21 protein-coding genes and 1 riboswitch are annotated in these 16,104 nt (G+C 39.2%); of the genes, 14 read left to right on the top strand and 7 right to left on the bottom strand.

What is annotated here, in order from left to right; genetic code table 11:
* Positions 1 to 25: 25 nt before the first annotated feature.
* A riboswitch (cyclic di-AMP (ydaO/yuaA leader) is annotated at positions 26 to 183 on the bottom strand.
* A 192-nt stretch (positions 184 to 375) separates the two neighbouring features.
* The 4 genes from ACFPU1_RS12560 to ACFPU1_RS12545 are packed head-to-tail and all read left to right on the top strand — an operon-like array spanning position 376 to position 1,599.
* A complete protein-coding gene (locus ACFPU1_RS12560; RefSeq protein WP_385941670.1) occupies positions 376 to 723 on the top strand; it encodes a PadR family transcriptional regulator in 348 nt (115 codons plus the stop codon).
* 45 nt (positions 724 to 768) lie between these two features.
* Complete coding sequence (locus ACFPU1_RS12555) at positions 769 to 957, top strand: hypothetical protein (protein ID WP_385941667.1); 189 nt, start codon at positions 769 to 771, stop codon at positions 955 to 957.
* The gene (locus ACFPU1_RS12550) at positions 917 to 1,270 is read left to right on the top strand and encodes a DUF1048 domain-containing protein (protein ID WP_385941664.1); all 354 of its coding nucleotides are present in this window, start codon (positions 917 to 919) and stop codon (positions 1,268 to 1,270) included. The genes ACFPU1_RS12555 and ACFPU1_RS12550 overlap by 41 nt, the downstream gene beginning before the upstream one ends.
* Positions 1,267 to 1,599 (top strand): DUF1048 domain-containing protein, encoded by a 333-nt coding sequence (locus tag ACFPU1_RS12545; RefSeq protein WP_385941661.1) that lies wholly within the window; start codon positions 1,267 to 1,269, stop codon positions 1,597 to 1,599. Before ACFPU1_RS12550 ends, ACFPU1_RS12545 begins: the two co-directional genes overlap by 4 nt.
* Positions 1,600 to 1,755: 156 nt before the next feature.
* Here the strand turns inward: ACFPU1_RS12545 and ACFPU1_RS12540 are convergent, their stop codons facing one another.
* Positions 1,756 to 3,273: a potassium/proton antiporter gene (locus tag ACFPU1_RS12540; protein ID WP_385941658.1), complete on the bottom strand. Its 1,518-nt coding sequence runs from the start codon at positions 3,271 to 3,273 to the stop codon at positions 1,756 to 1,758.
* 13 nt (positions 3,274 to 3,286) lie between these two features.
* Positions 3,287 to 3,838: a tyrosine-type recombinase/integrase gene (locus ACFPU1_RS12535; protein ID WP_385941655.1), complete on the bottom strand. Its 552-nt coding sequence runs from the start codon at positions 3,836 to 3,838 to the stop codon at positions 3,287 to 3,289.
* Between the two features lie 249 nt (positions 3,839 to 4,087).
* On the opposite strand from ACFPU1_RS12535, the gene ACFPU1_RS12530 reads away from it, so the two are divergent.
* Both ACFPU1_RS12530 and ACFPU1_RS12525 read left to right on the top strand, forming a co-directional pair.
* Positions 4,088 to 4,327, top strand: coding sequence for a hypothetical protein (locus tag ACFPU1_RS12530; protein WP_054635618.1), 240 nt, complete (start codon positions 4,088 to 4,090; stop codon positions 4,325 to 4,327).
* Between the two features lie 132 nt (positions 4,328 to 4,459).
* Complete coding sequence (locus ACFPU1_RS12525; protein WP_385941651.1) at positions 4,460 to 4,588, top strand: hypothetical protein; 129 nt, start codon at positions 4,460 to 4,462, stop codon at positions 4,586 to 4,588.
* Between the two features lie 324 nt (positions 4,589 to 4,912).
* Here ACFPU1_RS12525 and ACFPU1_RS12520 read toward each other — a convergent pair whose 3' ends face one another.
* Complete coding sequence (locus tag ACFPU1_RS12520) at positions 4,913 to 5,425, bottom strand: acyl-CoA thioesterase (protein ID WP_385941648.1); 513 nt, start codon at positions 5,423 to 5,425, stop codon at positions 4,913 to 4,915.
* 211 nt (positions 5,426 to 5,636) lie between these two features.
* Complete coding sequence (locus tag ACFPU1_RS12515; protein WP_385941645.1) at positions 5,637 to 6,080, bottom strand: transporter; 444 nt, start codon at positions 6,078 to 6,080, stop codon at positions 5,637 to 5,639.
* Positions 6,081 to 6,318: 238 nt separating this feature from the next.
* On the opposite strand from ACFPU1_RS12515, the gene ACFPU1_RS12510 reads away from it, so the two are divergent.
* Positions 6,319 to 7,269, top strand: a complete 951-nt coding sequence (locus tag ACFPU1_RS12510) for an EamA family transporter (RefSeq protein ID WP_385941642.1) — start codon at positions 6,319 to 6,321, stop codon at positions 7,267 to 7,269.
* A gap of 35 nt (positions 7,270 to 7,304) precedes the next feature.
* Here ACFPU1_RS12510 and ACFPU1_RS12505 read toward each other — a convergent pair whose 3' ends face one another.
* Positions 7,305 to 8,336, bottom strand: a complete 1,032-nt coding sequence (locus ACFPU1_RS12505) for a potassium channel family protein (protein WP_385941640.1) — start codon at positions 8,334 to 8,336, stop codon at positions 7,305 to 7,307.
* A gap of 735 nt (positions 8,337 to 9,071) precedes the next feature.
* Between ACFPU1_RS12505 and ACFPU1_RS12500 the strand changes: the two genes are divergently transcribed.
* Positions 9,072 to 9,416: a YflT domain-containing protein gene (locus ACFPU1_RS12500; RefSeq protein ID WP_054635613.1), complete on the top strand. Its 345-nt coding sequence runs from the start codon at positions 9,072 to 9,074 to the stop codon at positions 9,414 to 9,416.
* A gap of 121 nt (positions 9,417 to 9,537) precedes the next feature.
* Positions 9,538 to 9,840 (top strand): hypothetical protein, encoded by a 303-nt coding sequence (locus tag ACFPU1_RS12495; RefSeq protein WP_054635612.1) that lies wholly within the window; start codon positions 9,538 to 9,540, stop codon positions 9,838 to 9,840.
* 22 nt (positions 9,841 to 9,862) lie between these two features.
* Here ACFPU1_RS12495 and ytvA read toward each other — a convergent pair whose 3' ends face one another.
* Positions 9,863 to 10,648 carry a YtvA family blue-light photoreceptor gene (gene ytvA / locus ACFPU1_RS12490; RefSeq protein WP_374701199.1) on the bottom strand — a complete coding sequence of 262 codons (786 nt, stop codon included), beginning with the start codon at positions 10,646 to 10,648 and terminating at the stop codon, positions 9,863 to 9,865.
* Between the two features lie 183 nt (positions 10,649 to 10,831).
* Here ytvA and ACFPU1_RS12485 point away from each other — a divergent pair, with 183 nt between their 5' ends.
* The 5 genes from ACFPU1_RS12485 to ACFPU1_RS12465 all read left to right on the top strand — a co-directional run bounded on the left by ACFPU1_RS12485 (position 10,832) and on the right by ACFPU1_RS12465 (position 14,660).
* Positions 10,832 to 11,110, top strand: coding sequence for a hypothetical protein (locus tag ACFPU1_RS12485; RefSeq protein ID WP_385941635.1), 279 nt, complete (start codon positions 10,832 to 10,834; stop codon positions 11,108 to 11,110).
* A gap of 82 nt (positions 11,111 to 11,192) precedes the next feature.
* Positions 11,193 to 11,360 (top strand): hypothetical protein, encoded by a 168-nt coding sequence (locus tag ACFPU1_RS12480; protein WP_157049756.1) that lies wholly within the window; start codon positions 11,193 to 11,195, stop codon positions 11,358 to 11,360.
* 323 nt (positions 11,361 to 11,683) lie between these two features.
* Positions 11,684 to 13,585, top strand: a complete 1,902-nt coding sequence (locus ACFPU1_RS12475) for a S8 family peptidase (protein ID WP_385941633.1) — start codon at positions 11,684 to 11,686, stop codon at positions 13,583 to 13,585.
* 121 nt (positions 13,586 to 13,706) lie between these two features.
* Entirely contained in the window at positions 13,707 to 14,486 is a 780-nt protein-coding gene (locus ACFPU1_RS12470) for a coiled-coil domain-containing protein (RefSeq protein WP_385941630.1), read from the top strand.
* Between the two features lie 30 nt (positions 14,487 to 14,516).
* Positions 14,517 to 14,660 carry a YfhD family protein gene (locus ACFPU1_RS12465; protein ID WP_157049753.1) on the top strand — a complete coding sequence of 48 codons (144 nt, stop codon included), beginning with the start codon at positions 14,517 to 14,519 and terminating at the stop codon, positions 14,658 to 14,660.
* 60 nt (positions 14,661 to 14,720) lie between these two features.
* Here ACFPU1_RS12465 and ACFPU1_RS12460 read toward each other — a convergent pair whose 3' ends face one another.
* Complete coding sequence (locus ACFPU1_RS12460; protein ID WP_385941627.1) at positions 14,721 to 16,034, bottom strand: TolB family protein; 1,314 nt, start codon at positions 16,032 to 16,034, stop codon at positions 14,721 to 14,723.
* Between the last annotated feature and the right edge of the window lie 70 nt (positions 16,035 to 16,104).

The following is a 16,104-nucleotide window of genomic DNA, read 5'->3' as shown; positions in this document are numbered from 1 at the left end:
AAAGAAATGGTCTCTAGAAGACCCTTTCTCTCTTCACATGACGCTTACGAGGTTAGCTGTCGGATTAGGGATCGAGAGTATCCCCTCTTACTTAAGTAAGATTCACCCCAAGACGAATTTACATTCATCAAAAAATTGGTTCCCCCGCACTGTTTGGCCAAACAGTTTCAGCGATCTAAAAAGGCGTCGTATGAAGTTGTTACAGCTAAAATTTACTCCTGATTTTTGCGGATGTCAATAATATTTTTTTATGAATTTATTATTGCAAATTCATCTAGTATGTAATACTATATACCGGTAATTAGTAATACTATATACAAGAGGTGCAGACTAACTGTGATATTTGCAGGAGTAAATTTAAACGGAGGGGTACAATTGGAAAATATTACAGGGATGCTGAAAGGAGTGCTTGAGGGCTGTGTTCTTGAGATTATCAGCCGAGGCGAAACTTACGGTTATGAAATCACACAACAGCTGCGAGAACTTGGTTTCACTGATGTGGTTGAAGGTACGGTTTATACGATTACAATGAGGCTTGAGAAAAACAATTTTGTGGATTTCGAGAAAAAGAGGTCCACGGTTGGACCTCCAAGAAAATTTTACACACTCAACGAAGCAGGTCAAAAGCAACTTGAAATTTTTTGGGGGAAGTGGGATTTCATTTCAAGCAAAATGAATGAACTTAAAACCAAAGAAATCAAAAGGCAAAGTGAGTTTTATTGATAAATTTTTGGGAGTGTGGAGCGTAGGCCGAATTGAAGGCGATGGATGATTACTGGCAACGATGTAGCAGCCTTCGGTGATATTCGCGTCATTGACGCAAAATCGTGGCTGATAAACAACTTCATAAACTCAACGGTGCGATTAAATAATAGGTTTTCAGAACAGCCTAGTTCCTTAAAAGGGGGAGAATACAATGAACTTTTTAGAAAAAATAACCGGCAGCGATATGACTAAAGAAATGAAAGGTTTTGAAGCACGAGCAAAAGTTTTGCCAGCTGAATATCAAATAGCTTGGAAAGACATTACAAGTCATCTTTGGATTCAAGCAGATTTCACCGGACGTAATCTGATGCCAATTCTTGAAAGTGCTCTTGAACTGCTTGAAGTTACCTCTGCAGACGGCCAGAGCGTCGAAGAAGTACTGGGAGAGGATATCGAAGACTTCTGCAAAGCGCTTGTTGGTGACGAGGGGACAAAAACATATAGAGATAAATGGCGTGAGCAACTAAACAAGAACGTAGCAAGAAAATTAGGAGGACTGAAATGAGTATTAAAAAAATCATCGAAGGTAAAAGAGAATGGAGAGCCCACGTTTTTCGTGTCAAAGCACTTCCACAAGATTACCAAATTGTCTATAAAGAGATACAACAATATCTCTTTAAAGTTGGTCCTGTTGAGCTAAACGAAGATATTGGACTGCTCTCGGAAATACTAAGTTTCTTTGAAGAAGGGGCAGCGGCTGGGAAGGGGGTGCTTGAAGTCACAGGAACAGACGTTGCTGCTTTCTGCGATGCGCTGATTGAAGGTTCGAAAACTTACGCTGATCTCTTTCAAGAATCGGTCAATCAAAAAGACGATAAGGCAATGAAAAAATAGAAGAAATAGAGTACTTGACGGCAATCTCCTAATCGAAATTCTGAAGATAGTATTAGACAGGAATATTCTTAGCATGTATTCGAAGAAACAGATTGCACGGAAAAAGGAGAATATAAAAAAATTAATGCTAGGGGGCTATCATAGATAGCTCCCTTACTATTTGGATTTATCCTTTCCCTTATCCTTAGGTTTCTCCATTACCCATTTCTTCTTTTCGATTAGCTTTTTCAACGCATCCTTTTCTTTTCTTGATACTAAAATGTACAAAAAGTCACCAGCTTGTATCTCTGTTTCACCATAAGGGGTAATCAACGTTTCATCCCTGACAATTGCACTGATTGTTGCTTTTTTAGGAAAAGGAATCTCATGCAGCTTTCGGCCGACAATCGCTGTCTCTTCATTCGTTTTGAACTGCACCATTTCAGCGTTGGCTTTCCCTATCGAAATCAATTCAATTGAGTGATGAGGCGTATCTTTTTTAGGACCGGTAAGCTTAAGTTTTTTTGCCACGTATGAAATTGTAGAACCTTGTACAAGAGCTGAGGTTAACACAATGAAAAAGACTACATTGAAGAATAGTTGACTGTTTTCTAATCCAGCGACAACTGGAAAGGTTGCGAGTACGATTGGAACAGCTCCTCTTAAGCCTGCCCACGAAATAAAGGTCTTTTCTTTTAGGGTGTATTTCATCCCTAACGTTGAAAGAAAAACCGCAAAAGGACGAGCAACAAACATGAGTACAAAGGAAAGGAATAATCCTGCAGCCATTACATTAGGCGTAAACAGCTGACCAGGAAAAGCTAACAGCCCCAGGATGATGAACATAAGAATTTGGGCCATCCATGCAAATCCCTCGTTAAACTGAAAAATGGAATAGCGGTAGGTGAGCTCTGAATTACCAATTACTAATGCCGCTACGTATACAGCTAAAAATCCACTTCCATCAACAAAAGCTGTGACACTATAAGTTAATAATGCGAAAGCCACTGAAAAAATCGGATAAAGTCCGCTGGATTCTAAGTTGATTCTGTTAATGGAGTATGAAGCTAATTTTCCTATCATAAAGCCTAGTCCCAGACCAATTCCCATTTGCCAAAAGAAGGTGGGAATCAGCATAAATATACTCATATCCTCGGCAAGAATTAACTCGATGAAACCAAGTGTGAGAAAGACAGCCATGGGATCGTTAGTTCCAGACTCTGCTTCGAGAGTAGCTCCCATTTTGGCTTTTATGTTCCGTTCTTTTAAGGCTGCAAATACGGCTGCGGCATCGGTAGACCCTACAATGGCCCCAAACAGGAAGGCTTCAAACCAGGTAATATCAAATACTAACATGGCTGCTAAGCCCACAATGGCAGAGGTTAATAGTACACCCAGAGTAGCCAGGGAAAGAGAGGGGACTGCTACTGATCTAACAGTTGACCATTTTGTTTGCAGTCCCCCTTCGAACAAAATGATAACCAGTGCTAATATACCAATAAGCTGCGCAGCTCCGGCATTATCAAAATAAATGAGTCCTAACCCATCACTTCCAATGAGCATACCAACAAGAATAAAGAGAACAAGTGCAGGAAGCCCTAAACGGTTTGAGAACTTTGCCACTAACACTCCACTAATTAACAGAAGAGCAGCCACCAAAACAAATGCATCATTTCCTAATGCCTCCAAAAACATGTTTAGCCTCCTGTTATAAATTTACGTCTATTTTCTGAGGTTCTGTTTTATCTATTCCAATGTATTTTAAGGTGTCGGACGGGGTTGCTTGGTTAAACCTTCGTTGAATGAGAGAAATGGCAATTCCTCTTATATAAGCATGATACCCAAAGGTCTTTCTAAGAGTATGAGTACCCACTCTTTCGGTAATTCCAACCTGTTTAGCTGCATCATTAATAATCCGGTAAGCTTGCTGCCTTGTTATGCAGTGATCTCCCCTTGAGGATTGAAACAAAAAACGATTCAATGATGGAACCTGGAGTTGAAAATGATGTTGTAAAGCTCGTCTGACTTGATCATTAAGATAAATAATCTGCTTCTTTTCTTTAGGACTGTCGAGATACAAACGAAAATTCCCATCTGGCTCCATAACATCTCTAACCTTTAACTCCAATAGTTCTCCGATACGCAGGCCTGTATTAATTCCCATTACAAATAGTAAAAAATCTCTAGACGATTTTTTTTTAATTACTTGTTTCATTAAACGAATTTTCCGAATGTCCTTGATAGGGGCGACGTACTCCATTAGATCACCTCAATTATGTAACATATTATTATTATATCATACCGTTATGTAACATAAAGCGATATGTTCGAGCGTCGTTTAATAGAAGAAATAAATAGGGTAGGGTGTAATGCTTCTTAGAAATCAATACAGGTTTCAAGTACTTTTTTCATCCCTTGGAAATATTTGTTTCCTGTATGTATAATTCTTTCTTTGGTGTAAAATAAAAGTGAAATAATTCAGAATAGAAAGTTAAAAAGGGGGAGTTAGATGGGGAAGCAAGGTTCCAAGTATGTGATTCAATTTAAGGATGGAATGTTTTTGAGACATGGGGAATTTTACGGGCTGCTGTCGATCGTAGGGGAAGTAACCGAGGCAGGCCGCACAAACACTCTTGATGAAGCAAGAATGTTTTTCTTAAAAGAACAAGCCCAAAGTATGGCAAAGGAAATGGGAATTAAAGAGTCTTACGAGATTAAAGAAGTAGAGGTAAAGATGATTCTAAAATAGTGTGACAGCAGATGCTGACAGGGTGATAAGAAACGGGTTACTTTACAATCTGAAAGTACTTACATGAATTTGATGTAAGTACTTTTTTTATGACCTTATTTTGATACGATAAAGGGTAGGAGGGAAACAAACATGAAAGAACCTAAGAAAGAAAAAAGTAATTATGATGTAAGTCTACTCATTGTAATTTCGCTACTCATGTTCTTTGCTTTTAGTAATGAAATAAGAATTACTATTAATAATTTAGTAAACCATTTATAATTATTATCTTGCCCAACGACGGAGAGAAGTGTAATTATATAGGATACATATTAATCTTTTTTGTAAAACCCTCATGAAAGGAGAAGCGACTATTAAATCTAAAGTTTTATATATCATTCTGGCTATCATTATTTTTTTTAATTTAATACGTTATTTGTATGCCCTGATTGGGGGAGACATCACTGCTTATAATATTGTAATGGTCATTCTTAATCTTGTTGGGATTAGCTTTGCTGCAGCTTATTTTTTAAGAAGAAGGCCTGATCAATAAGAGAAAGCCATTGTCTCTGTAACTGTTATAACTATTTTATGGGTCAAAGCCTTTTATTCCCACGGTTTTCTTAAAGTGAGAAAGGAAGCCAGCTCCTTGCTTTTTTTGCGCCTTTCTTTTCTCACGTTTGCTCGTTCCTCTCCCATTTCATGAAGCTTTTTCTCTTCATCGGTCCCAGGTGTAACCTGGGGCACTGCAGACGGTTTTCCGGTTTCATCCAAGCCTACAAAAGTTAAAAAGGCTGTGGCGGCGATACGCCGGTCTCCTGCCAGCAAGTCCTCTGCAATAACTTTTACGAAAACTTCCAAAGAGCTTCTTCCTGTCCAGGTGACAAATGCCTCCAAACACACGGAATCACTCGGTTTAATGGGTTCCAAAAAGTCAACGGAATCTGTGGAAGCCGTGACAACTTCCATTCGACAGTGACGTCTGGCAGAAATCGCAGCTACTCCGTCAATGTGCTTCATTAATACTCCGCCGAAAAGAGTATTATGATTGTTCGTATCGTTTGGGAGGACCAAGTCGGTCTTTACGACGCGTGACTCGTTCATTTTTTTGGTGCTCATTGCTCCTTCTCCTTTTTTTAAGTAAGTTACTCATATTGTACCCCTGCCATCCTTATGTAAAAACAAAAATGAAAAAAGCAGCGCCAGCCTTGGATGTTGTTTTAGTATTTTGATTCAGGTTGAAGGTGGGAAAAAAGCATAGTGGGAAAAGGAGTCTAGAAAAAACAGAGGGATATTCAAAAAATCCCTCTGTTAGCATCCCTTTTTTCATTTAGAAACACTGAAATGAAGATATCCGTCTTAAGTCTATTCCAAAATAAACCCAGAAGAATCCGGTCCAGCGATATCCTGCAATAGACGTTCTTCCCACAAACACCGGGTAGAACCAAAACTGCTGTCGATTCGTTAGCCATACGTAAGTGTATCTAAACAAACATCGACGAATCGCTCCTGGGTCAACTGCAAATACGCCAATCTCTGCTGGTGGAGAGGGGGTAAATGCTGGAGGTGGTGAGGTTGGGGCTCCTGGCGGTCCAGGTGGACCAAAAGGCGGTCCAGGAGGTCCAAAAGGTGGTCTTGGCGGTCCAAAAGGCGGTATAAATTGTCTATCATGGTCAGCATATTGTTCCTGCATTTGAGATGTGTTCAATAAGTCTGAAGTATATTCATATCCGTCACCATGTGAGTAGTGAGAGTTCACATAAAAAGGGCTCATGAATCAGCCTCCCTATATAGGCAATCAGCCATAGTTGAATATCATTCTATGCAGTCAAATAATCAAATTATCTTGTACCTTTATAAATAGGCTAACGTGGAATGCATTATAAGGTCTCCTCTAGGTTTTCCTATCGGTTTAACGCAATAATGAACAAAGCCTATTGTTTAAAAAGCAGTTTATGGTAAGTTTAGATTACCTAATTATAATGGGATAAAAGATAAGTGGGGGAGCGGAAATGGATAGACCGAAGAGAAAAACAGGACTGCTTCTTGTTATCATAGGAGCGACACTGTGGGGGCTTGGCGGCACAGTATCACAGAAACTCTTTCAACAATACTCGGTTGATGTGAACTGGCTTGTGGCAATACGGTTGCTTATTGCTGGTTTGTTGTTATTGACAGTTCAATATTTGTTGAAAGACCGAGCACAAATTATTGGTGTTTGGAAAAAACGAAGGACGGCTTTTCCATTAATCATCTTCGGACTCCTTGGGATGCTTGCAGTGCAATATACATATATGGCTTCCATTCATCATGGTAACGCAGCGGTAGCAACGCTATTACAATATTTAGCTCCCATTATGATTATTTTTTATTTACTGTTACGCAGGCAAATGATCTTAACCAGAAAAGACATCCTAACGGTTTCGCTAGCCTTAGGAGGATGTTTCTTGCTGTTAACCAATGGTTCCATATCTCAGTTAGCAGTACCTCCTCTTGCTATTATTTGGGGCGTGCTCTCGGGTGTAGCGTTAGCTTTTTATACATTGTACGCTGTGCCCCTGTTAAAGCAATTTGATTCCCTTGTCATTGTTGGATGGGCCATGTTTATCGGAGGACTTGCCTTAAGCACTTTTCATCCCCCTTGGCAAATGGGCGATGTAAGTCTGACGCTTGAAGGGTATATTTATTTAGGGTTTGTTATTCTGTTTGGTACAATGATTGCCTTTTGGTTTTATATTGAGAGTTTACAAAGCCTTTTGCCTAAAGAAACAAGCCTTTTAGGAAGCCTGGAGCCTTTAGCAGCGGTTTTGGCCACTGTCTTTTGGTTACAAGAACCATTTGGATTATTTCAATGGATAGGAACTGCTTGCATTATCGGCATGATATTTATGCTGGCATTAGGGAAAGAGTCTTCTTCGAAAAGGGAACGCAAGAACAAACAAAAACCCCTTAAGGCAAGTTAATGAATGGCAAAAAAGGAGGTTGTCTATCAATCATTTTAATTCGTACTTTGTTTCAGTTTTTTGAGGGTATCCTTACTGCAGATAACGAAGAATTCTGCATCCTCTGGTATTGATTTGGACAGCTTACTGACAATTGTAAAGTCATTTCGATCAGAAATTAAAATCGCACCTTTCCTTTTCAGATCATCAAAAGCGTCATTGTAGGTTGTCCAGGACGAATGTCTGGGGAGTTTCCATATATCAACTCCACTTTTTCTGCTCAACAGGTTCATAATTATTCTACTGGATCCTTTATTTACGGCTGATTTGGCCATTAAATCGGAAAGTGCTTCATCAGCAATGACAAACTCATCTACATTGGCATGTTTGAAATTAGGAATATGTTTTTCTTTAAGGATTTCTACAATAGTGTAAATGTCTTTCTTTTTCTCTGCTGCATAGCCTTCAATTGCCGAAACAGTCAGCAATGAGGTGCCATCAGCACTAACGTGATTTACCTCATTATCCTGCGTGAAAATTAAGACAGCCTTGGCTCCTAATACATTTGCTTTATCAAGTACTTCCGTGTCTGTCGCGTTTCCTTGTATAAAGTAAAGTCTTTCGTGTTCAAAGGGTGTTTGAGATAAGGAGTCGATTAGAACTATTTTAGCTTTCTCATCAATTTCTAGGATTTCGTTCATTGTATGCTTGGCTTTATTTGACCACTTTACTATGACATAATGACCGTGCCCGTTATAATTCAACTTTCCCTCCTCCTTTAACTTTCGATAGATCCCAAAGCTTTCAACAATCTTACCAATGACTACTCCTATCAAGGCAATTCCAAAAAAATATAAAAACAATCCATACACCTTGCCAATAGTCGTTTCTGGAACAAAATCCCCATACCCTGTCGTAGTTACTGTCGTCATTACATACCAAAAACCAATAAAGGGGTTTGGAAATATAGCTGGCTCCAACCAGTGAATGATGAAGGAACTGGCAATGAAAAAGACAATGGTCACTAAAAACAAGGTTAGTTTTCTTATCTTTACAGCTATTTTTATCAGGTCAAAGATAAAGAGCATTTCCTGTCCTCCAAACATCTTTAGGCTATTACTTAATCATTGCCAAGAAAAAAGGAAAATATAAGGAATCCCAAGCGTCAGCCAAAGACTTATCCTCTCCATTTCGGCTGTTCAATCTATCAGAAAGGAAGATGTTTTTCAGGCGTTACTCTGTATAAAGGGAGAAAAATGAAAAAGGCAAAGTTTACAGACTCATTGATGAAGGAATACCTCACGTAAGGTGACCTCAATGGAACAGTCACACCACTTACTCATTAAATTGTGCATTACGTGGCTATAGACTAACTACTTATCTATTTCCAGCTTGTCGCGGCCGCCACTATGACACAGATAAGGAGTGGTAGCATTTTTGTCTTTGATGGTGTAGTTTCTCTGACTTTAAGTACCCTGCTTGTTATTTGCCTGTCAGTTGTTTTTCTTGCCCTTGTCGTTCTGGCTTTTTTTGTTTATGTAAGATGGCTTTATCGCAAAAAATCGCGCAAGAAAGGTCAACAGGTAAACTGGAAATACAATCATAATGGAAATATTGAAAAAGAAGAAGCTGACTCCAAGAAACATCGATTCTGAGTCAGCTTTTTGTTTTCTTCACTTGCCGTTTAGCCTGTCTAAAGAACTGACATTCCTTATGAACATACCTCGATCTATCTGATAAATTTTCTTGCTCATTATCTTCTCATTCTCCCGGTTTTAGAAGCTTGTGAAAAAGGGTATCGAAATTCCGAGGAGGCGATATCAATGGAACCGAATTATAAGCTATTTGAAAACGACCAAAATGTGATTGATACGATCGAAGAGCTTAAAAGCAACGGTGTCAGTGATGATGATATTTTTGTCCTTTCTCACGACCGAGGTCATACTAAGCGTATGAAAAAAGAAACAGATGCCAGTAAAATTGGACCCAGTGTAACAGGATTGGGTACTTCAACAAAAAATGTCTTCAGAAAAGCTGGTGACGCACTAAGGTCGAAAATGGCTGAGATTGGAATTGAAGAGTCAAAAGCTGCCGAGCTGGAAGAAGAGCTTGATGAGGGGAAGGTTCTGGTCGTTGTTACCAACCAGGAAGACAATGTAAAGCTATAAGGGACAGATTAATCTGGCCTGCGTTACGAATGCGCAGGCCTTTGTCTTGAATAGATTTTCTTCCTATTCTTTGTTAGGGTGTAATTATACTCATCACGATGACAGAAAAGGAGGATAATCCATGAATAATTTAAATGTGTGGACATATGAAAATGGAGATCCTAGTAAATCCTATTTTTATAAAGTAGAGAATTTAAATGAAATTTTCACGGCCATTAAAGAGCGTTTCTCTAAAGATATTAAAGATCATAATGACACAGACTTTGAAGAAGGCAGCTACATACAAGTTGATCATACTCCTCCTATGGGCGAAGGAGATATAAAGGTTGAGGAAATAATACTGGATATTTCGGTAAAAGCGGAACTGTTAAGCTTTATAACAAAATATATTTCTGTAATCAATATTAAAAGGCTGTTTCAATAATAAAAGAAAGAAGAAGATAGCCCTATCTTCTTCTTTCTTTTATTGCATCTTTAATTGTTCCAAAAGTTTGCAGTGTTGTCAGATCGTAATTAAGCTTTCGGGAAGTTAAAGCAAGTCGAGGAGTAATCCCGGTAACGATCAGCTCAGTACCAAGCAGATTCAGTAATTTGTGAAAGGAAAAGATTTCACTGATTACGTCTTCATCAAAACTGTTCAGGCCTGAAAGGTCAAGAATAAGGGTTTCTATGCTTGATTCATATATTGACTGAGTAATGGTGCTATGGATCATGGTGAACCTTTCCTTGTCCACATTTCCGATTAACGGCATAGCATAAACATGATCTAAAATGGGGACAAGAGGTGTTGACAGCATATTAATTTCTTCTAAATAGGTTTGAAGGCTTTCTCTATACTCTTTTTCTTGTGTAATATCTTTTTGAACGCCTACAAAATAATACTTGTCCTCTTTTTCTACATAGACTGGATCTATGTTTAGCTCGTTCCAAAATCCTCTTCCGTCTTTTCTGTAATTGTACAACTCAATAGAAATCGATATTTTTTGTGCTATTGCTTCTTTCATGGCTTTTATTTTTTCTGGATTTGTCTTTTCCCCTTGTAGAAATCGGCAATTCTTCCCAATGATTTCCTCCCTGGAATACCCCGTTACATTTATAAACCCCTTGTTTGCGTAAATAATTGGGTTATCTGGCAGTTCTGGATCAGTGATAATTACACCTACGCGAGTGTAATCCATGGCCTGTGTCAATAACTCCATGGTGGGAAGAGATTGTAATAAGTTACTTTTCACTAAAAAGAGCCCCCTCAAATGAAACAAAATATAGTCTCCTTCCCACACTACCAAAAGATAACTACTTTAACCAGTATAGGGGGCTGGTCTATTCAAACGAATGGGACCAGCAACAGAGGAAGTCACTGGATGATTATGTTAAGGTAAAAAGAGAGTACCAAACACAGAAAGAGTGAAAAAAGAATGAAAAACTATTTTATTTTTCTCACAGCCTTCTTGTTTATTTTCATCGCTGTAGAAATACTTACTGGAATGATTCTTACAGCTATGTATTCTCCTGATCCTGCAATGATCGAAGCTGGGTATGCCAGTTCTGAAGTGAGCTTTGGGGAAAGGAGAGATTATCCTGTATTGGCAGCTATCATATCAGCTTCTATAGCTTTTTTTATTTCTCAGGGATTTTCAAAAAGAAAGAGGAAGATGAAAGATCGAAAATCAATGCCAGAATGCAACAAAGCCTAATTATAAAATACCTGTGGTATGATATAGGTGGATCTTATTTTGCCAAAGAATTTTAGTTGGAGAAGAAAGGATATAATGCCTAGTGAACGACTATAACTATTTAAATAAAGAGGAACAAAAAGAATTGCATGTTCTTCAGTCCCAATTAGAATATAGTCAATCTGACTCGGAAAGAAAACAAATTATTACAAGGATTACTCTGCTTTTAGAAAAAGCAAAAGTGAGAGAAAGAAGACCTGGAAATGATTAGAGAGATAACGGCTTTGTATGAGTAAAGTGTATTTTCAGGCATATGACAGATAAAAAATGGAGGCTGTTCAATCGGTGAGAGCTCTGTTTTTGTTTTCAGTAATGTATTGGTTGATTGTTTCAACGACAAACCAGTAACAGCTTTGAATTCACAAGTAAGGGTTCAGCCAACTCGTAGTTCTCGTAAAAAAAATAATAAGACAGGTAAGTTGAACTTGTGAAAGTTCAGCTTTTTTCTTGTTCTGTTCGTTAATTTGGAAAAAGGGGATTGATTTTAGAACGAGTAGCACACTCTAAACAAAGAATCAGTAAGGAGTGTGGAGAATGAGAAGACATTACATTAGCGGGTTACTTATTTTACTTCTGTTCACTGGTTGTCAAAATATAGAGGGTGCTGGCTATTCTCCAGGCCCTGACGAGAAAGATATACAGGCACAAATGGACAGTTTATTAGCGGAGGATCTTTCATTCACAACGTCCATGTTTATTAACAAAATGGCTTTACAGCTGGAACGCTGGACAGATGTTGAGGAAGGCACGGAAATGGAGAAGTTATTTCTTGAAGAATTAGAGGACGAAGAAAATAAATACTTTCATTCGTTTGCATTTATTAAAGATGGGGACCTGCAATACAAAGCAGGAAATTTCCCAGATGAAAAGCTTCGTGATATTTATGCTCCGACCGGTAATGAAGTGCTGGCTCGTAATATAGATAGACATCTCTTTTATTCAAATCCCTACAGCCGGGAAGGCTCTCCCTATATGTTAATGGCGTATGAGAGAGAGTCAGATGAGTGGATCGCCGGGGAGATTGATCTTGGATTTGTGCAATCGTACGTTGGTGAGGTTGCCGAAGTGGCAGACGGTGAAGGTAATCTCTTTATTTCAAATGGAAACGGAGATGAAAAGCCAGAAGTCAGGTGGGAAGAAGGGGAGGTGCCTGATGATATTTCGGAGGAAGTCATCCCTGAGGTAGGATGGAAAATTTCCGTCCATTCAAAAGAGACACAGGAAGTAGAGAGGGAATACAAAGAAGGGGAAGTAATGGTGAAGTTCACCAATGAAGAAGCAGGACAACAGTGGCTTGAAAACAATACACAATTTGAAGAGGAAAAACATTGTAACCAGTATTATTTACTTAAGCACAAGGAAATGTCTACCGCAGACATGATGGAAGAGCTTAAGAAGGAACCTGAAATTACAGAAGTAGAGCCCAATTATGTATTTGATCAGCAGATAAACTCAGCTCTTCCAAACGATGAATTTTTTGGACCTTACCAATGGAATTTGGAGATGATCCAGGCCCTTGAAGGGTGGGAAATATCTGAGGGAAGTGAAAATGTAACCATTGCTGTATTAGATACAGGGGTAGATCCGGATCATGTTGATTTGGCTGAGAAATTAGTGGACGGTTTTAATGCTTTTACAGGAAACAATGATTATGAAGATCACAACGGGCATGGTACACACGTAGCTGGCATTGCATCAGCGATTACAAACAATGTGTCAGGTATTGCCGGTGTCTCTTGGGATAATTTAATCATGCCTGTAAAAGTCTTGGACGATGACGGGGAAGGAACACTTTATGAATTGGTTGAAGGGATTACGTGGGCAACCGATCAGGGGGCAGATGTAATGAATTTAAGCCTCGGGGATGCACATCCTTCCTCTATGCTTCATGAAGCGGTGAAATATGCATATGACAATGATGTGATGCTGATTGCAGCCTCTGGAAACGACAATACAAACGTACCTATGTACCCGGCTGCATTTGATGAAGTTCTGGCTGTTTCTGCTGTAAATGAGCGTGGAGAGAAAGCAATTTTTTCAAATTACGGAGAGTACATGGATGTCACCGCACCTGGAGAGCATATTCCAAGTACCTTCCTTCAAGACGAATACGTATTTATGTCAGGTACTTCAATGTCATGTCCTCACGTTGCAGGGCTTGCAGGACTTGTGCGTTCAATCAACCCAGAACTAACAAACGAAGAAGTAATGGAATTACTAAGAAATACAACAGAAGATATAGGTCCTGCTGGTCATGATGAGTACTACGGATTTGGATTAATTAATATAGAGAGAACGTTAGAGCAGTTAATCGACGGTGAGGAGGCTGGATTTCAGCCAGAAGGAGGCCAAAGAGAGGCTGACACTGAAAGAAGGATGGAAGAAGCAAATCATCAGCGGCCAAGAACCTGGCTTGAATATATTTTTGGGTTCTAAGGTTGTAGGAAAAAGCAGATAAACCTATCCAACCAATGCTTTATAGCATAGAAAAATTGATTATGAGCAGTATAACTATCAAGAAGCGTTACACCAATAATGGATGGGAGGCAGTTGCTCAATGGATCAGCATAAGGATAATTTTGAAGAACAAGCTGAAGAAATTGCAGAAAAAGCTATACAGGAAGTAGAGGAAGAGGAAGAAGTGGAAGGCTTGCACACTGCTCTGGAAGATATTCAGGAAGCTGAACAATTAGCTGAAGATACACAAACTGCGTCTAGTTCTCAAGTGACGGCCAGTTTCGAGGATGTAATTGAAGACTTTGATAATCAGGCCCAGCAGGATAGACAACAAGCTGAACAGGCTTTGCAGAATACTCAGGTGAGCATGAATTACACTCAGGCTCAGCAGGATGTACAGCAAGCTGAACAGGCTTTGCAGAATACTCAGGCGAGCATGAATTATACTCAGGCTCAGCAGGATGTACAGCAAGCTGAGCAGGCTCTGCAAAATACACAGGCTAGCTTGAACTACAACCAGGCCCAGCAGGATGTTGAATTTGCTCAGGAAGGCATTGAACAAGTAAAGGATAGTATACTTCTCCAACAAGCAGAGCAGGAAGTGGCACAGGCTCAGCAGCAGCTTCAAACTATTCAGGCTTTTAACCATGAAGAAGAACAGCAATTGCAGCAAGCTCAGCAGGAAGTACAACAAGCCCATCAGCAGCTGCAGGATGAAAATGATCAATTATTGCAAGCTCAACAGCAAGTACAAAAAGAGACACAGCAGCTTTTTCATGCACAGCAGCAGGTTAAGCAGGAACAGCGGGATGTGGAGGAAGCCATGTCAAAGCTTCAGCAAGCTCAGGAACGAGCCAGGTCTTTTCAAAACAAACCATAACCACACATTTGAGAAAGAGGGGCGCATAGCATGACGAGAGGACAATCAAGAAACAACAAACATAAAAATAAAGCAAGGCTGTCACAGACTCCAAAAAAAGACATCTTGACTGACGAAGAATTATCTGAGGAGTTAAGTGAAATCAATCATGAAAAAAATACAAGGGAAAAATAATTCTTCAGAACAACTCCTTAAGACGAAGGCTCCTTGTAACAGCTGAGCCTTCGTTTTCAATTATTTAGAGAGGGGTGGTTGTTTATACTTTTCTAAAAAAATGGCAGCTGTTCCGGCAACAATAGCAGATAAAGCTAAAAAAACACCTACAGTAAAAATAGAAAGACTCATCCAGGGATAAAGATAAACAGCCGTATAACAGGTTGCATAAACAATGACGCCCAGACCTGCACTAACTAACATAGCTACAATCGGACGTTTATTTTTTTGGTGGAGGACATAAGTAATAAACAGAATCGTAAGCAGGTAAAGGGATCCAGTTGTGTAATCATTGACTATTTGATCTAAAATAAGAGTAACAGACCAATTGTTTTCAATAATTTCGTATGTGTCCAGGTGTATTTGACTGGTTTCCCCTGAGTCAAGATGGATCGTTTCAAGCTTATAACTAGCTGGTGTTTCTGGCCAGTTTTTCTGGGTTAAAAAAGCAAGTTGGTTATCTTGATTAAAAAAGGTAGGCTGATCTACATTCAAGCCTCTGTCAGTGAGCTGCTGACTTTGTCCGCTCTCTTTGTTGTATAGGAATAATTCATATGTATAAATATCTTCACTGGCTAAATCGGTGACTGTGGTATAGGCAAACCATTCTCCGTCAGGTGAAAGTTCTGGAGAATAGAGTCCGGATGGCAGGTTATCTAATGGAGAAGGTGTTTCCTGATCACTTTCTTTTAAGGAGTGAAGAAAAATAGTTTCTTCCATGTCCTCATAAGCAGTAAAAAGAAGTGAGCTGCTATCTGAACTTATCGATAAATCATTCATCAGAAAATCATCTCGATTCGTCAGCTTCGATAGTTCGCCATCCTCTAAATCCACTGAATATAAATCAAACCCTCCAGCATCCTCATGTTCTTCAGCCAGCCAATCCTCTGCTTTTATTCCTATAAAATAAACGGTATCTCCTTCCCTGGAAAACACAGCGTCTCTGACATGTAAAGAATCACCAGTTACACGGGTTACTTCTCTATCCTCTTTAGAGTATAAAAACAATGAACTGACTAACGGATCACCTTCCGCTAAATATAAGATATAGTTTCCATCGGATGAAAAAGCGGGCGCGTGTTCCTGAGCACATTTATCTTTTGTGACCTTCCCCTGTATGGAGCCGCTGGGATCTGCCGTATAAATTGAGCGGCAGCCATCTACATAATAGGAAAAAGCAATGGCAGAGTCGTCTGAAGAAATAGCAATGTCTTCTCCCATCCCAGTGAACCATTGGTACGGCTGCTCTTTTTCCATCAAATAAAAAATAAAAAATACTAAAAATAAACAAGAACTGATGCAAAGTGCAATATAAAGCCACAATTGTTTTTTCATTTTTTGCTCCTATGTAGTAATTGTCGTATTTAATGTATCACAGGAAGATGATGGAACGCAGTAAATATAA

Source organism: Thalassorhabdus alkalitolerans, from assembly GCF_042656525.1.
GTDB lineage: Bacteria > Bacillota > Bacilli > Bacillales > Marinococcaceae > Thalassorhabdus > Thalassorhabdus alkalitolerans.
This window is presented reverse-complemented; position numbering and strand designations above follow the sequence as displayed.

Coding starts and splice junctions, on each gene's coding strand:
- ACFPU1_RS12505 (WP_385941640.1), bottom strand. CDS start 8,336: ATGCTCTTTATCTTTGACCTGATAAAAATAGCTGTAAAGATAAGAAAA.
- ACFPU1_RS12535 (WP_385941655.1), bottom strand. CDS start 3,838: ATGGAGTACGTCGCCCCTATCAAGGACATTCGGAAAATTCGTTTAATG.
- ACFPU1_RS12550 (WP_385941664.1), top strand. CDS start 917: ATGAACTTTTTAGAAAAAATAACCGGCAGCGATATGACTAAAGAAATG.
- ACFPU1_RS12495 (WP_054635612.1), top strand. CDS start 9,538: ATGAATAATTTAAATGTGTGGACATATGAAAATGGAGATCCTAGTAAA.
- ACFPU1_RS12540 (WP_385941658.1), bottom strand. CDS start 3,273: ATGTTTTTGGAGGCATTAGGAAATGATGCATTTGTTTTGGTGGCTGCT.
- ACFPU1_RS12555 (WP_385941667.1), top strand. CDS start 769: ATGATTACTGGCAACGATGTAGCAGCCTTCGGTGATATTCGCGTCATT.
- ACFPU1_RS12485 (WP_385941635.1), top strand. CDS start 10,832: ATGAAAAACTATTTTATTTTTCTCACAGCCTTCTTGTTTATTTTCATC.
- ACFPU1_RS12525 (WP_385941651.1), top strand. CDS start 4,460: ATGAAAGAACCTAAGAAAGAAAAAAGTAATTATGATGTAAGTCTACTC.
- ACFPU1_RS12460 (WP_385941627.1), bottom strand. CDS start 16,034: ATGAAAAAACAATTGTGGCTTTATATTGCACTTTGCATCAGTTCTTGT.
- ACFPU1_RS12515 (WP_385941645.1), bottom strand. CDS start 6,080: ATGAGCCCTTTTTATGTGAACTCTCACTACTCACATGGTGACGGATAT.
- ACFPU1_RS12545 (WP_385941661.1), top strand. CDS start 1,267: ATGAGTATTAAAAAAATCATCGAAGGTAAAAGAGAATGGAGAGCCCAC.
- ACFPU1_RS12520 (WP_385941648.1), bottom strand. CDS start 5,425: ATGAGCACCAAAAAAATGAACGAGTCACGCGTCGTAAAGACCGACTTG.
- ACFPU1_RS12475 (WP_385941633.1), top strand. CDS start 11,684: ATGAGAAGACATTACATTAGCGGGTTACTTATTTTACTTCTGTTCACT.
- ACFPU1_RS12500 (WP_054635613.1), top strand. CDS start 9,072: ATGGAACCGAATTATAAGCTATTTGAAAACGACCAAAATGTGATTGAT.
- ACFPU1_RS12465 (WP_157049753.1), top strand. CDS start 14,517: ATGACGAGAGGACAATCAAGAAACAACAAACATAAAAATAAAGCAAGG.
- ACFPU1_RS12470 (WP_385941630.1), top strand. CDS start 13,707: ATGGATCAGCATAAGGATAATTTTGAAGAACAAGCTGAAGAAATTGCA.
- ACFPU1_RS12530 (WP_054635618.1), top strand. CDS start 4,088: ATGGGGAAGCAAGGTTCCAAGTATGTGATTCAATTTAAGGATGGAATG.
- ACFPU1_RS12510 (WP_385941642.1), top strand. CDS start 6,319: ATGGATAGACCGAAGAGAAAAACAGGACTGCTTCTTGTTATCATAGGA.